Raw genomic sequence first — 15550 nt, 5'->3', positions numbered from 1 at the left:
CTCTTAGAGAGCCACTTTGTTTTTCAATATATAATAATTATTTATCCAGTTTATTGTATCTTTCAGTGAAGTATATATACTTCGAGGATTATAATGTAGAATTTTTTTTGCTTTTTCACTGGAAAATTTATAATATCCAGTTAATGTATGAACTGTATAAGGGCTAAAAATGAGGTTTTTATTGGAAAATAGATGATGCAAAACACTTCCGTATGAAATAATGTAAGAATTCACAGGGGAGATAAATTTAATTTTTTCATTTTTCTCCGTAATAGAGTTTAGATATTTAAAAAATCTTCTCATGCTTATATTTTCACCACTTAGAATAAATTTTTCATTTTTTTTATTGAGCTTTGATGCAGCAATAATCCCATCAACTACATCCCTAACATCTACAAAGTCAAATACCCCATCAACACAATATCTAATTTTTCCATCTAAAAAGTCTTTTATTACTTTTCCTATTTCTGAAAGCTTATAATCATATGGTCCAATAACGCCACTTGGGAATAATATTTTATAATTAATTTCTCCTTTTTCACCTGCTTCAATAACCTTTTGCGTAGCGATAGCCTTTGACTTTCCATATGCTCCTGTGGTTAATTTAGGCGAAATGGGTGTTTCTTCGTCTATCGTAGCTCCACGTTCTATTTCTGCAAATGCATGAACAGAACTTACATAAATCAGGTCTTTGATATTATGAAATTTCATAGCATTTAAAATATTTTCCACACCGCCTATATTTACTGAGTATACCTTTTCATTTTTCCAGGGTAAAATGGAAATTATTGCAGCAAGATGAAATATTTTGTTGACTCCTTCTGTTGCTTTTAGCACATCATCTTTATTTCTAATATCTCCATAGACAATGTCCATATCCATGTTATTAAAAATACTTATATCTTCATCCGGTAAAACGAAGATACGTATTTTTTCTCCCGTTTCATATAATTTTTTTACCAGTACATTTCCAATATGCCCGGTGGCTCCTGTAATTAAAATCATAAAATCCCCCTCCATAAGTTTAAAAACTATCTGTATAAACTTATTATTTTTTCAAATCCTTTTTCAATGATTTCAAAATCTTCTTTAGATACTTTTTTCATAAAATCTTCGAAAATTAATTTGAAATTTTCTGTTGTTTCATTAAAAACATTTTTCCCTTTTTCTGTTAATTCTATTAGTATAACCCTTCTGTCGTCTTTTGATCTGTTTCTTATAACATATTCCCTTTCTTCAAGACTGTCTATAATATTTGTAACGTTGCTTTTGGTTGTGCTGAATATTTCAGCTATCTTTGCCATTTTTTGAGGTCCTTTTAGTCCAAGAAAAACAATTATATAAAATTCTATAGTTCTTAATTTTTCTGCTTCTGAAAAATTTGATATTATTTTTGTGAAATTGGACATAAGATCAAATAACATATTTAAAATATCCTTTTCTGAAAGTTGCATATTAATCACCTCTATAGTTGTAATTTTTTATAATCAATTATTTAGACTATTAAATTTTAAAATAGTTCAAAAATTTAATAATTTAAAAATAAAAAATAGGGCATTTTACAAATGCCCTATAAAATCTTTTATTTTATATCTTTTGTTTTCCAGCGAATATATATTAGGATTCCATTGCTATATGTAATTTCAATTTTTTCATTTTCTGTTATATTGCTTATTCCTATGGGATTATTAAAGTATAATATTCCATTTTCTAAAGGATATTTAAAACCTTTTAAAGTAATATTATTGCTTTTTTCAGTAAGTGAAAGAATAGACCATGTTTCTCCAATAGAAACTGTTTTTGAGAATTTTTTGGATATTCTGGATATTTCGATAAATTCTTCTTCAAAAATAATACCAATATCCCTGTATTTTGATAATAAGAATAAAGCTCCTAATATATGGTCAAGACGTTCACCGAGAAACGCTGAAACAAAAATATTATCAGCACCTTTTTCAATAGCAAATTTAAAAGCGAGATCAATATCAGTAAAATCCTTTTCTGGCAAATATTTTATTATTTCAACACCATTTGATTCAGCCCATTCTATGCTTTCCTGAGATGCAGAATCAAGATCTCCGATTAAATAATCAGGTTCAATATGGAGTTTTTGAAATATTTCAATGCCTTTATCTACAGCTATTAATATATCCGAATTGTCTATTAATCTTTTATAATAACTTAAATCACTTTTTTGTTCTCCACCTGAAATTATAAATGCGTTAATTATCTTCACCTCTTTTTATTAGATTTTTGTATTTATTTATTGTTCTTCTTGAAACTTTTATATTTAATTCCGAATTTAATAATGATGATATTTTGCTATCAGAAAGATTCATATGTTTTTTTATAAAATCGAATATAATTTTTCTGGTGTTTTTCTGGGAGTCTTTTGTATTAAATATAACAGAAAAAGGGAATATAATATTATTTGTATTCATAAAATATTTCGTTGAAACAATTCTACTCATTGTGGAAGGTGAAATATTTAGATGATTTGCAACTTCACGTATTCCAAATTTCCTGGGATTAATATTTTTTAATAAAAATTCATTATTTGTATCAATAATAAATTGTGCCAGTATTTCCATGTATTCTTTTCTTTTTTTCAATGAGCTTTTTAATAAAGAAAGTTTTTCCATTTCTTTTTCAATATATTTTTGGGTTTTTCTGTCATTTAATTTTTTTAGATTATTTAAATATATTTCGTCAACTTCTGGAAGTTCAGGTATATTTATTTCCCAGATTATTTTATTTCCCTTCTTATAGAAAATAATATCTGGAGATGAATTAATATATGAAATATTGTCCAGATTTTCCAGAGAAGATAACGGCAATCCCATTTCACCGCTTTTTTTTCGTAATTCAATGGCTTTTTCCAATGATTCTTCTGCAAAACCTGTTGGACCTAATTCCTTTAGTGTATACAATAATAAATTTAAATCTTTTTTAGATATTTTAAGTTTTTTAAAAAGTTCTTTTTTCGTAACGGATAAAATGCCTTTGTTGTCTATATAATTAAGAATTTCTTCTCCAGCCTTTTCTAAATGATCTGGTATAATTGCAAGAAATATAGGTTTAATTTTTTCAATATAACTTATTTTTTCGCTTATTTGTTCTGTTATATATTCCATACGATCGAGACTATATAATTCCATATCGTTTTTTTCAATTTTTAAAAATACATTTTCAAGAATCAGATTATTTACCTCTTCTTCTAATTTTGATAAAGGCATCTGTATTATGTGTAAAGCTTGAATTTGTTTTTGAGTTAATAATTGTTTTTGGCCAAGTTTTTGCAATAATTTGCTTTTATACATTCAGTACCTCCGATATAGCTTTATATAGATTTTTTGCAATATCAAGAGGTGTTGCATAATATTCAGTAATCTCATCGCTTATAATTTCTGCTGTTCTTCCAGAAAGATAAGAAGCAACAATACTTGCCTCCATTACATCAAGTCCTTGAGAAACCAAACCTGCAATAATACCCGTTAAGAGATCACCACTTCCGCCTTTTGCTAAAGCTGTATTACCTGTAATGTTGAAATATGTTCGTTCGCCGTTAGTAATAATTGTTGTAGCATCTTTAAATACTATAGTGGCTCTTTTATGTTTTGCAAACTTTTCTGTGTATTCGTAATTCTGTCTTATATTAATTTCATCTGTTCTTACAATTCTTTTCATTTCACCAACATGAGGAGTTAATACTATATTTTTTCTTAAACTTAATGAATCAACTGCATATAATGCATCAGCATCAACGACAATAGGTACTCTTGAATATTCAACTACATTTCTTACAAATTGCATGGTTTCATCAGAGCGTCCAAGACCAGGTCCTATAACAATAACAGAAGCTTTTTTGAGTTCTTTAGAGATTAAGTCAAAATCTTTTAAAGAGAATTTGTCTTTCATTAATGATTTATATATAATTCCCGGTTCATGATTTAATACATATGAAGATAATGGTGTAGGAGTAATTAATTTAACAAGTCCAGCTCCAACTTTTTGAGCTCCAATTGCAGATAAAATAGATGCACCAGGAAATTCAGAAGAACCGGCTAAAATTAATACATTTCCATAGTCATATTTTTGAGAAAATTTAGGTCTTTTGGGAAGTAATTTTTTTACCATTTCTGGTGTTACTAATTCCCTATGGGAAATATTGAATAAACTTTTTGGAAAAGAAAGCGGAGCTACTTTTATAGTTCCGGAATATTCTCTGCCTGGGAAGAATATATGTCCCAATTTAACACTGCCAAAAGTAATAGTTTTATCGGCTAAAATAGCGTTTCCCATTATTTCTCCAGTATTTGCATTAATCCCGGAAGGAATATCCACAGATAATACCTTTCCACGTTTAAATGTGTTTATTATATCAATAACGCCTTTAATTAAATCATTTGTATTTCCATTTAAACCAATACCAATTAAACCGTCAATTATACAATCTGCAGTGCTAACATGATTTTTGAAATCAACATTAAATTCAAAAAAGTCTAAGAATCCAAATTGTTTTAAAGTGTTTAATTGCTTTTTAAATAATCTACTACCTTTATTTTCATCACCTATAATACATACCTCTATGTTTTCATATCCTTCATTGTGTAGAATCCTTGCTGCAGCTAAAGCATCTCCACCGTTATTTCCAGTTCCAACCATAAATAATAAATGGGAATTTTTATTAAAGTCTTTTTGAATTTCACCAACAATGGCCATGGCAGCCTGTTCCATTAATACTTCTTCTGTGATTCCAAAATCTGTTGAAGTTTTTTTATCAATTTCTTTCATTTCAGTTGAGGTTAAAACATGCATAGAAAAAGCCCCCTTTTTGGATGGTATAATTTAGGTCTCAATTTAATTTTACCACATAATAAAGACTAAAAAAAACCCGGGAAATTTAATTCCCGGGTTTTTAAACAAATGTTTTTATTGTTCTTTTTTGTCTTTGTTATAACCAGTTAAATAGAAATCTATTCCCTGAGCAGCTTTATGACCATCTGCTATACCGTGGATAATATCAGGACCATGAACAATGTCTCCACCTGCGAATAACCATGGAACACCTACAACCTGGTTATATTCATCTGTTTTAATTCTTCCTCTTACTATTTCAATTTTTTCTTTGATTTCTTCTGGTAAGTATGAATAATCAGGCATTTGACCTATTGATTCAACTACCATGTCAGCTTCTAATTCAAGAATCTGTGATTCATCATATTTTGGATTGAATCTTCTATTTTCATCAAAGATAGATAATACTTTCTTAAATCTTGCCTTTTTAATTTTGTCTCCGTCTGTTACTATTTCAATTGGACCCCAACCTGGATGGAAGATTACGCCTTCTTCTCCACCTTCATGTTTTTCATCCCAATCAGCTGGCATTTCATCTAAAGTTCTTTCCAAACTTACAACATGCACTTCTGATTTTCCATATTCTATGTTCTGTAATCTTACCATTGTTCTGGCAACGTCCATTGCAACGTTACCTCCACCAATTACCACCAGTTTCTTTGGAATATATGGTTTTGGTCCATCGCCAGTGAGATAGTATTTCATATCTTTCAATATTACCATTGCCTGTTTTACCATTGGATGATCTGTTCCAGGTACTCCTGTTGATCTTCCAAGAACAAAACCTGATGAAAGGAATACAGCATCATAGTTATCCTTTAATTCTTCAAGAGTTACATCTACGCCAACTTTTGTATTTAATCTAAATTCTACACCAAGTGATTCAATGTATTTCCAGTCTTTTTCAAATGATTCAAGAGGCAATCTGTAGGTAGGTGCACCGTAATTTAAAACACCACCAGGTCTCTTTTCTGCTTCAAATACTGTAACTTCATATCCCATAAGTACAAGATAATAAGCTGCTGATAAACCTGCAGGACCTCCACCAACAACAGCGATTTTTTTGTCAACTTTCTTGATTATCTGCTGTTTGTGCTGTAATACTCTATCATATTCTTCTGCAGGAATCTGATCTACAATATATCTCTTTAACCATCTTATTGAAACTGCTTCACCTCTATGACCAATAGTACATGCAGTTTCACATCTATGAGTACACATTTTACCACAAACTAAAGGTAATGGGTTTGTTTTATATAACCATCTCATACCTTCTTCTACATTGTCATCATATACTGTTCTTATGTAATCTGGAATATCCATATGTGCAGGACATGTTTTTGTACATATACCACAATCCACACATCTTGCAGCTTCTTCTATTGCCTGTTGTTTTGAGAATCCTTTTACAACTTCTAAGAAAGATTTCTTTCTTGTATCTGCATCAAGTATTTCCATTGGAACTCTTTCGAGATCAAGTAATTCTGATTCTTCGGTTCTCTGATATGCTTTGTCGAATTTAATATGATGTATACCATCTTCTTTTGGTAAGAAGAAGAATGAGTTTGGATCCTGAGAAAGATGTACATATTCTTTTGACATGTTTAAAGAACCTGTGGTACAGATATCAACACATAACCCACAGAAAGTACATCTACCATAATCAAAAGCAGGTCTTTCTGGTTTTGAACCTTCCTCATCTGGTAATTCAGGAATTCTTATCATTTTTATTGCTTCAGCTGGACAGATCTTTGAACATGTACCACAACCTATACATGTCTGCCAATCATTAGTATGAAATCCTCTATAATTATCTGCAGCTTCTCTTGGATTATCAATAATATTTTCTAATGGAATTGAAACAGGTTTCTTTGTTAAATATTTCCAAGCCTTTGCTGGTGAAAAGAAACTTTTATTTATTTCAGACATTTTCTCACCTCACCTACCTATCGATTTCTGGAGCACATACGCCCATAGTATCTAACCATATTGCAACGTCATCAATTCTTGTTCCTGGTAAATATTTTTCAATTCCAAGCAATCCCTGTGGATATGATGCTCCTCTAACCGCAATTCTGTATGGTTTATTTGAACCATCTGATACTATATAATAACCATATTCTCCACGAGCACATTCAATATGGCTGAATACCTGTCCTTTTGGGACTCTCCATCTTAGTGCGCTACCTCTTGAGAAACTAACTCTTACAGGACCTTCTTTTGGCATTTTATCCAATACCTGTCTTAATATTCTTATACTCTGCTGTATTTCTTTGTATTTTATTGTTAACCTTGTATATGCATCAGAATATGTTGCTGTTGGAACGTCAAATTCAACTTCATCATATCTTGCATATGGATCAACTTTTCTTATATCATATGGTTTTCCTGATGAAGACCTTAATCCAATACCAGTTACACCAAGTTCCCAACATACTTCTTCTGGAAGGATTATATTGTCTTTTGTTCTGGCCTGAACCATTGGGTTTTTAAGAATTAAATCTTCATATTCTGGCAATCTCTTTTCTAAATAATCTAAGTATTTTTCTAATTTCATTTCAAGCCCTTTTGGAAGATCTTTTCTAACTCCGCCAGGTACAATATACATATGGTATACCCTTGCACCTGTAATTTCTTCAAACATATCAAGTATTAAATCCCTATCTGATGTAGCCCAGTTAGGACCTGTATACAATCCTGTAGGACCACCAATTCCACCTAAAGCCATTAAGTGATTTGCAATTCTTGCTAATTCGAGAATTATCATTCTGATCCAGTGTGCTCTTTCAGGTATTTCTATATTTGCAAGAGTTTCAACACCCTGAGCATATACCATTTCATTAATATCTGGTTCAGGAACACAGATTCTTGGTATTAAAGCAAGATTATTCATCCATAGTCTTCTTTCCATTAATTTTTCAAATCCACGATGAAGCATACCAGGTAATGGTCTTGCTTTTTCAACTATATCACCATCTACGTATAGATGAACACTGAAGTTACCATGCATACCTGGATGGTTAGGACCTAAGAATAACTTTACCTGTCTTTTCATTCTGCTTCACCTTCTTTCGGAATAAAATCAACTTTATAATCTCTTACATCGAATTTTTTCTTTGAATATGCAAGTGGATCAAAATCTTTTCTCATAGGTGGTATATCATCCCATAATTCGAGGAATAGTTCTTTATTTGCATTTTCATTACCTTCAAAGGTTACACCAAAGAATTCATGAACGTCTCTTTCGTAATATTCTGCTCCAGGGAAGATGTCTATTATAGTTCTGAAATTAGGTTTATCCCTATCTATTTTTGTTCTAACCTGAATTGTAATACCTTCATCCCAGTTGAAAAGAAGGTATACTAACTGGAATTTATTTTCTTTTATCCAGTCTACACATGTAAGCATTGTTAATTGCTTCCAGCCTTTTGATTTTAAGTAAGATAATACTGCATGGATTTGATCGCTTTTAAAATCAAAGGATATTTGATTTTTCTTTGGTATTTCATGAAATTCTGGATTAAATTTTGCTTTTATATCTTCAATTATATTATTCATGGAATTCATCTTTTACATACACCTCCCCAAGGGCGCGAATCTGATTCTTTTTATACCAGTCATAATATTTTTGATATCTTTTCCATCCTACAGCTTCACCCTTTTTAATTAAATCCATTAGTTTTTTAAATCCACTCATTACAGCTTCTGGTCTTGGCATACAACCTGCAATATATAAATCTACAGGTATATAGTAATCAAGCCTTGAAATAACTGCATATGAATCGTAATATACTCCACCATTTAATGTACATGAACCAAAACCTACTACATATTTTGGATTCTGCATCTGTTCATATGTATATATAATTCTTCTTAATGTTTTTACACTTAGATATCCTGTAATTAATAATACATCTGCCTGTCTTGGTGTTGCCATTGGTGCCATACCAATTCTTTCCATATCGAATCTTGAAGTCATAGTTGGAGGCAATTCCATAGCTCCACAACCTGTACAGTAGTGAAGCATCCAGATTGATTTGCTTCTGAATATATTTCCAAATTTTTCCCAGAAAGTTAATGTATCAGTACAATCCATTTCATTAACGTCTATTTCATTTATCTTTTCATTTTCATTTAAAGCCATATGCTCACCCCCAAACCGGTGAAGATTATAATTGCTGTTTGAATAAAGGCTAATGCAAGAGGTACTTTATAGTAAAATGCAACTAATTGATCAATTTTAAACCTTGCTACTACTGAAGAAATCATTGTTGCAAAAATATATACTACAAAATATTTGATTAAAAATTCTACAATTGTTCCACCACCAAGGAATAAATTTACAAATAATCCAACTTCAACAAATGTTGCAAAGTCGTGTTGAAGCATAAGCATACCAAGATGTTTTCCGCCATATTCTACCAATGGACCTGAAGCAATTTCTGCAGGTGCAACAGGTGTATCATATGGTTTTTTACCAAGCATACCCATTAATGATATAAATCCAACTATTGTTCCTAAAGGCATTCTAAATAAATTCCAACCTAAAATGCCCATACCTTGTTGTGCTGCTGCAATAGCAGAAATAGATGCAGTTTTATTTGCAAAAATAATTCCAAATACTGTCATTATATATGGTAATTCATAACCGAGCATCTGAGTTAAAGCTCTCATAACACCTATTGAAGCCCATGGGTTTCCAGAACCAACAGCACTCATAGCCATACCCAATGAACCAACTGCTAAAAGATATACAATAACAAAGAAATTATCGAGATTTTTAAATACAACGATATTTCCCGCTGGAACGAAAATTAAAGTTGCTATTGTTCCTCCCAAAGCCATTAAAACACCGAAATCATATATAAAACCGTGTGAAATTGAACTTTTACTGAAAGCTTTGAATAAATCAATAAAGTTCTGGTACCATGGAGAACCAACTCTCATGTGTATTTTAGCAACTACTTTTCTTTGAATACCTGAAAGGGTTACCTGCCAGAAGAAGGCTAATAATACTAACCCTGTGGCCATAAAGAATGTTGTCATATTTTATCACCCCACATAAATATTGCAGTTATTACAATTGAAATCCAGAAAACAGTAAATGCTGGATTTTCATTGAAGAACCATGTTCTTACCAACTGTCCAAGTTCTTTTACCCTTAATGCAATTGCATCATAGAACTTTTCAACAGAAGGATGATTTGCATATAATCTTTCAAATGGGGCATAGTAATTTGCTGAATAGTGATATAAATCTGGATCATGAATAAATTCTGCTGATGTATAAGTATCCATTAATCCTACGGACTTTGATTTTGGCAATACAAAATAAAGTATTGTAGCTACAATAAATCCTGCACCAAATACCAATGTAACTATCCATGAATCCCACATACCATTTGGAGTCATAACTTTAAAACCATCAATTACAATAGGTTTAATTCCTACAACTTCCTGAATTTTAGCTATATATCTTAGCATTAATCCTGGATATACACCATATAACAATGTTAAACCGGAAATGATCAACATTGGTATTTGCATTAAGAAAGGAACTTCTTTTACATCTTCATGTTTTGGAGATAATTGTCCTAAAAATGCGCCTGCTAATGGTCTGAATACATACATAAATGATCCAACACTTCCAAAGAATGCTGCAAATGCAATGAACATGTTTCCTTTTCTAATTAATCCCTGGAAGATTAACCACTTTGATGCAAATCCACTCATAGGTGGTATACCTGCTAATGAAATAATTGCAATAAGATATGCAGCAAATGTTACAGGCATTTTTTTGATTAATCCACCAAGTTCTGAGATCTTTGTTGTTCCTGTTCTGTAAGCTATTGCTGCAAAAGCAAGGAACATTGCTGCTGAAGCCATAGCATGATTAAATACGTGCATCATACCTCCAGCAAATGCTGTTTGATCTGTTAATGCAAGACCTATTAATATATAACCACTATTACTTACTGTTGAGTAAGCAATTAATCTCTTTGCATCGTCCTGTTTTATAGCCATTAATGTTCCAATTATTATACTAATTCCACCGAGTAACATTAAAATATAATTTTCAAATGGGTGACCCATAATCTGGAAATGATTTGAGAATACTTTAAATGTTGGGAATACAGCTGTCATTAAAAATGCAACAAAACCACCCATTTTTACAAGACCACCTGACAATACAGGTGAGAATGTATGTGGAGCATTACCGTGTGCAATTGGTAACCATGTATGGAATGGGAAAATACCCAATTTTGTTAAACCAGCCATTACAATTAAGAAGAAGAATAAAACTGCAAAGTTTGGATCTTCAGCCATTTTTGATACTGTTGTTGAGATATCAAATGTTCCGTATTTTGAATTTAATAATAATATTGCATATAACATTGAGAATGAACCTATTGTACTAATTCCATAATATACAACTGAAGCTCTTCTGGATTTACCTAAAGGAATAATAAACATTGATGACCAAACTACTAATTCCCAGAAGATGAATAAAGTTAAAAAGTCTTTTGAATAAAATACACCTATAGTTCCACCTAAAGATAATACATAGAAAAGATTATATGCTGCTGGATGTATTACCTTTTCCATCCAGTATGGATTAAAGAATGAAACCATTGCATATACAATAACCATTACAATTGAGAAGAACCATGCATATGATGAAGTTACAAGATCAAGTGAATAATTCCCGTATGTAAATACATTAAGTACTTCACCTGCTGAATCCTTTAATGTATATACAACAAATAATGCAACAACTGAGATTAATATTGTTAAATAAGCTCCTGCTTTATCATTGAACTTTGAAACTGCATATGTAACCAATCCGCCGAGTAATATAAATAAGATTAATGTATTTAAAGCCACGTCACATCCCTCCCGCTATGTTGGAAAGGTAATTGCTTATGCCTTGAGTAATAAATTCAGGATTAAAACTTACATAAATGATAAATGCTGCAACTACAACAGCTAAAAGTGCATAAGCAAATGTGTTTTCCAAGGATAATTTTGTTGTGTATTCGTCTTTTGATTCTTTTCCTTCTTCACCAGGATTCCAGAGTTTTACCAACATTCTGATGTAATAAATACCTTCAATTAAACTTGCAAATAAGATAAATGCAGGAATCCAGAAACTTTTTAATGTAAATAATGTTGATAAAGCAAATACCTTTACGTAGAAACCGTAGAATAGAGGTAATCCTACCAATGATAATGCTGCAACACTAAATCCAAAACCAATTAATTTATGTTTTTTAAATAATCCCTGTAATTTTTCTACATTATCTGTTCCAGTATATACAAACATTGCACCGGCTATTGTAAACATTATTAATTTTGCTAATGCATTATTAGCAACCTGCATCATTGCCCCGCCAGTTACACCTGATAAGAACAATGTTGCAATTAAACCAGCCTGTCCAACACTTGAAAATGCAAGAATACCTCGTACATTTCTTTGAGCAAATGCTGCAATTTCTCCAAACACAAATGTCAATACTGCAATTGTTAAGAATATTGTTTTAAGTGTTCCATCGACAACAAGGATTTGTGTAAATAATCTACCAAATACCATTATTGCCGTTGTTGCATATGCTGAAGCAAAAATAGCGCCATTTAAGTCATTTGTGTTTCCATAAACCATTTTTACCCAACCGTTAAATGGTAATAATTTAGATTCTACTGCAAAACCAGCAAAGATAAATGTAAGTGCTAATAATAATACATCGCTATTTATTCCAGAGAGTTTTGCGTGCATGTCAGCCATATTTAATGTTCCTGCAGTGGCATAAAGGATAATTATACCTAAAAGGTATAAATTTGAACCCAATGCACCGAGGATAATGTAATTAAATGTTCCTTTGTAATTTTTTGTCATTGTAGAAAGAATATATGCTGAAATTGATGCAATTTCAAGGAAAACGAATAAATTGAATAAGTCACCTGTCATGAGCAAACCGTTTAATGAAGTTAATGAAACCAATAATACAGTTGAATATTTTTTAATTGATGACATTGAAGTTAATACTGCAAGTGCAAATACAACATTTACTATCATCAATCCATAAGCTGCATATTGATCAACAACAAGATTAATACCGAAAGGAGGCTTCCAACCACCTACGATAATAGTTCCCTGTTGTAAAGCAAATGAAGCAAATGCATTAAATAAAACAGCAATTATTAATAATGTTTTATCTAAAGTTTTAAACATTACAGATAAAAATGCGAATAGTAATGGTATCGCGATTAATAAGATAGGATTAATCATTGCTTTCACTCCCCATCTCGTCCAATTCTAATGTGCCGTATTTTGCGTATAATTTTCTTACAACTGTTAATGCCAATGCTGTTACACCAACACCAATAACAATAGCTGTAAGTACCAATGCTTGAGGTAATGGATCAACAAAAAGACTGTTTGTTGTTTTTACACCGTTGAATAATATAGGAGCAACACCATCATTTACATAACCAACTGAGATTATGAAAAGATTAACTCCTACTTCCAAAACATTTAAAGCTACAACAAGCTTTATTAGATTTTTTTGAGTTAAAAGACCATATATACCAATTAATATTAAAATTATAAATATGTATTGTATCATTTATTTCCCCTCCTCTGAGAGAAAATCTGAGATCAAGTTTGAAAGCTCAGATCCTACTTTTAAACCAACAAAGATGTAAATAATTGGAACAATACCTGCACTGAACAATTCACCAACAGTTCCTGTTGGAAGGAAGTTATAAAGGAAGTATCCTCCATATGCTAATCCTAATAAACCGAATATAAGATATAAACTTCCAGCAGTTCCTTCTAATAATTTAAATGATTTCATCTTTGTTTTAAATTCATCATCTGATAAATAGAATAATAATACTGCTGAAGCGATCATAGAACCGCCAGGAAAACCTCCACCAGGGGTAAGATGCCCATGAATGAAAATGTAAACACCTGTAATTAATATTACTCCAGCAATAACCCTAACTGCAGATTTTAAAATGAAATTAGGCGGTGTTTTAAATTTCATTCTTGATTTTCCGCTTAATAATAATCCAACACCAAGAGCAGAAACAAATAATACAGTAACTTCTCCTAAAGTATCAAAAGACCTGTAATTTACGACAATAGAAGTAACCATATTTGCTGAACCACTTTCTGGGTCTTTTGTTTCTTTATAAACAACTTCACCGTTATCACCGGTTACATTCTTTTTTACAAATTTGTCTGAAACCCTTTCACTTAAATTTGCCTTTCCAAATTCTGGAAAGAATTTTCCTTCACTGCTTTTTGGAGCATAAAGGCTTGTGAAGATAAATATTCCTAAAACTATTACAATTAAACCTGCAATAACTCTTTTCATCATTCTTTATCACCAGCCTTTTTCATGGAAAAGAGTGTAAAGATAAATACAGCGGTTACAAGACCTGAACCAATTACTGCTTCTGTAATTGCAACATCAGGAGCCTTCATAAAGATAAATGAAACAACAGAAAGCATACTTAATATTGATAAATAAATAACTGAAGTAATAATCTTTTTTGATTCAATTGCCAATATTGCGAATACTATTAATGTAATACCTACTAATAACTCAATTATCTGCATTTTCATCACCTCTACTTTTGTTGTAGAGTTCGTCTAACTCATTTTTTACTAATTTAAAAGGTTTTGCGCCGTAAATATATGAAGCCTTAGCTAATACAGAACTTCCAACAGGGTTGGTAATTGTAAGAAATACAACAATTAACAAAGTTTTAATAAACCATGCTGGTTGAGCTATACCTACACCTAAAACCAATGAAAATGTTCCAAGAGTTGTAGCTTTTGTTGCTGCCTGAAGTCTATTGTAAACATCAGGCATTCTGTATAAACCCAAACCACCTAAAACATAAAAGAGCGCACCTATTATCATTAATATATATCCTATAGCACTCATTTTTTCCCCTCCAAATAACGAGCAATTACCACTGTTTCAAGGAATGATAATGCTCCATAAACTAATGCAATATCAAGATATAACTCACTTTTGAATAAGAAAGCAAGGAAAACTATTGATCCTGTGATAATAACGTTTAAAGTGTCGATAGCAACAACTCTATCAGGTGTCGTTGGACCTTGAATTAATCTGATAATAGAGAAAAAAGCTCCAATTGCGATTAATAAGCCTATTAATGTATTCATTCATAAATCCCTCCCAAAATCTTTTCAAATTTTCCAGAAACATACTTCTGATATTCTTCGGGAGTTTCACCTTTTACATCAATCCAGTGGATGTAAATATAATCATCATCAGCATCAATAGATAATGTACCTGGAGTTAATGTAATGGAATTTGCAAGAGTTAATTTTCCAACGTTTCCTTTTAATTTTGTTGGAACCTTAACAAATCCAGGGTTTAATGGTAATGCTGGATTTAAAACCCTTGCTGCAACGTCGAAATTCGCCTTTACCATTTCAACAATAAACACAGGAACATAGATGAAAACAAACTTTAAAACCTTTGGAATTACAGAAAAACCAAATTCATAATCTACAGTTTTAGCTATAATTCCAGCTAAAACTAAAGATACAACTAGCCCTGTAAGTAATTCTGGAGTGCTGAAATTTGTTAGAGCAATCCAGATAACCCATAGGGTCAAAAATGTGGAAATAAATTTTTTCAATGTACTCCCTC

General features: G+C 31.4%; 18 protein-coding genes. All 18 read right to left on the bottom strand.

Annotated elements, in window-relative coordinates:
• Positions 1-3 precede the first annotated feature (3 nt).
• The 18 genes from XO11_RS03205 to XO11_RS03120 all read right to left on the bottom strand — a co-directional run bounded on the left by XO11_RS03205 (position 4) and on the right by XO11_RS03120 (position 15539).
• The gene (locus XO11_RS03205) at positions 4-1005 is read right to left on the bottom strand and encodes an NAD-dependent epimerase/dehydratase family protein (protein ID WP_014296141.1); all 1002 of its coding nucleotides are present in this window, start codon (positions 1003-1005) and stop codon (positions 4-6) included.
• A gap of 26 nt (positions 1006-1031) precedes the next feature.
• Entirely contained in the window at positions 1032-1454 is a 423-nt protein-coding gene (locus XO11_RS03200; protein ID WP_014296140.1) for a MarR family winged helix-turn-helix transcriptional regulator, read from the bottom strand.
• A 128-nt stretch (positions 1455-1582) separates the two neighbouring features.
• Positions 1583-2236, bottom strand: coding sequence for a thiamine diphosphokinase (locus XO11_RS03195; RefSeq protein WP_014296139.1), 654 nt, complete (start codon positions 2234-2236; stop codon positions 1583-1585).
• The gene (locus tag XO11_RS03190) at positions 2223-3320 is read right to left on the bottom strand and encodes a DNA-directed RNA polymerase subunit sigma-24 (RefSeq protein ID WP_014296138.1); all 1098 of its coding nucleotides are present in this window, start codon (positions 3318-3320) and stop codon (positions 2223-2225) included. Before XO11_RS03190 ends, XO11_RS03195 begins: the two co-directional genes overlap by 14 nt.
• Positions 3313-4818, bottom strand: coding sequence for a bifunctional ADP-dependent NAD(P)H-hydrate dehydratase/NAD(P)H-hydrate epimerase (locus XO11_RS03185; RefSeq protein WP_014296137.1), 1506 nt, complete (start codon positions 4816-4818; stop codon positions 3313-3315). The genes XO11_RS03190 and XO11_RS03185 overlap by 8 nt, the downstream gene beginning before the upstream one ends.
• A 114-nt stretch (positions 4819-4932) precedes the next feature.
• Positions 4933-6786 (bottom strand): FAD-dependent oxidoreductase, encoded by a 1854-nt coding sequence (locus XO11_RS03180; RefSeq protein ID WP_014296136.1) that lies wholly within the window; start codon positions 6784-6786, stop codon positions 4933-4935.
• Positions 6787-6799: 13 nt separating this feature from the next.
• On the bottom strand, positions 6800-7912 hold the full coding sequence (locus XO11_RS03175; protein ID WP_014296135.1) for an NADH-quinone oxidoreductase subunit D: 1113 nt from the start codon (positions 7910-7912) through the stop codon (positions 6800-6802).
• Positions 7909-8424 (bottom strand): NADH-quinone oxidoreductase subunit C, encoded by a 516-nt coding sequence (locus XO11_RS03170; RefSeq protein WP_014296134.1) that lies wholly within the window; start codon positions 8422-8424, stop codon positions 7909-7911. The genes XO11_RS03175 and XO11_RS03170 overlap by 4 nt, the downstream gene beginning before the upstream one ends.
• On the bottom strand, positions 8408-8953 hold the full coding sequence (gene nuoB, locus XO11_RS03165; RefSeq protein ID WP_041638792.1) for an NADH-quinone oxidoreductase subunit NuoB: 546 nt from the start codon (positions 8951-8953) through the stop codon (positions 8408-8410). The genes XO11_RS03170 and nuoB overlap by 17 nt, the downstream gene beginning before the upstream one ends.
• Before the next feature lie 38 nt (positions 8954-8991).
• Positions 8992-9903, bottom strand: coding sequence for a respiratory chain complex I subunit 1 family protein (locus XO11_RS03160; RefSeq protein WP_014296132.1), 912 nt, complete (start codon positions 9901-9903; stop codon positions 8992-8994).
• Positions 9900-11741: a proton-conducting transporter membrane subunit gene (locus XO11_RS03155; RefSeq protein ID WP_175418153.1), complete on the bottom strand. Its 1842-nt coding sequence runs from the start codon at positions 11739-11741 to the stop codon at positions 9900-9902. Before XO11_RS03155 ends, XO11_RS03160 begins: the two co-directional genes overlap by 4 nt.
• Before the next feature lies 1 nt (position 11742).
• Entirely contained in the window at positions 11743-13143 is a 1401-nt protein-coding gene (locus XO11_RS03150) for a complex I subunit 5 family protein (RefSeq protein ID WP_014296130.1), read from the bottom strand.
• Complete coding sequence (locus XO11_RS03145) at positions 13136-13480, bottom strand: sodium:proton antiporter (protein ID WP_014296129.1); 345 nt, start codon at positions 13478-13480, stop codon at positions 13136-13138. Before XO11_RS03145 ends, XO11_RS03150 begins: the two co-directional genes overlap by 8 nt.
• Positions 13481-14236 carry a Na(+)/H(+) antiporter subunit B gene (locus tag XO11_RS03140; protein ID WP_041638790.1) on the bottom strand — a complete coding sequence of 252 codons (756 nt, stop codon included), beginning with the start codon at positions 14234-14236 and terminating at the stop codon, positions 13481-13483. It abuts the gene before it with no gap.
• Positions 14236-14481: a hydrogenase subunit MbhD domain-containing protein gene (locus tag XO11_RS03135; RefSeq protein WP_014296127.1), complete on the bottom strand. Its 246-nt coding sequence runs from the start codon at positions 14479-14481 to the stop codon at positions 14236-14238. Before XO11_RS03135 ends, XO11_RS03140 begins: the two co-directional genes overlap by 1 nt.
• Positions 14468-14812, bottom strand: coding sequence for a monovalent cation/H(+) antiporter subunit G (gene mnhG / locus XO11_RS03130; RefSeq protein ID WP_014296126.1), 345 nt, complete (start codon positions 14810-14812; stop codon positions 14468-14470). The genes XO11_RS03135 and mnhG overlap by 14 nt, the downstream gene beginning before the upstream one ends.
• Positions 14809-15057 carry a cation:proton antiporter gene (locus XO11_RS03125; protein ID WP_014296125.1) on the bottom strand — a complete coding sequence of 83 codons (249 nt, stop codon included), beginning with the start codon at positions 15055-15057 and terminating at the stop codon, positions 14809-14811. Before XO11_RS03125 ends, mnhG begins: the two co-directional genes overlap by 4 nt.
• A complete protein-coding gene (locus XO11_RS03120) occupies positions 15054-15539 on the bottom strand; it encodes a Na+/H+ antiporter subunit E (RefSeq protein WP_083635636.1) in 486 nt (161 codons plus the stop codon). The genes XO11_RS03125 and XO11_RS03120 overlap by 4 nt, the downstream gene beginning before the upstream one ends.
• Positions 15540-15550: the final 11 nt, after the last annotated feature.

The sequence above is a fragment of the Marinitoga sp. 1138 genome, assembly GCF_013363265.1.
Classification (GTDB): Bacteria; Thermotogota; Thermotogae; order Petrotogales; family Petrotogaceae; genus Marinitoga; species Marinitoga piezophila.
The sequence above is the reverse complement of the archived record's forward strand: the minus strand, read 5'-3'. Positions and strand labels throughout refer to the sequence as shown.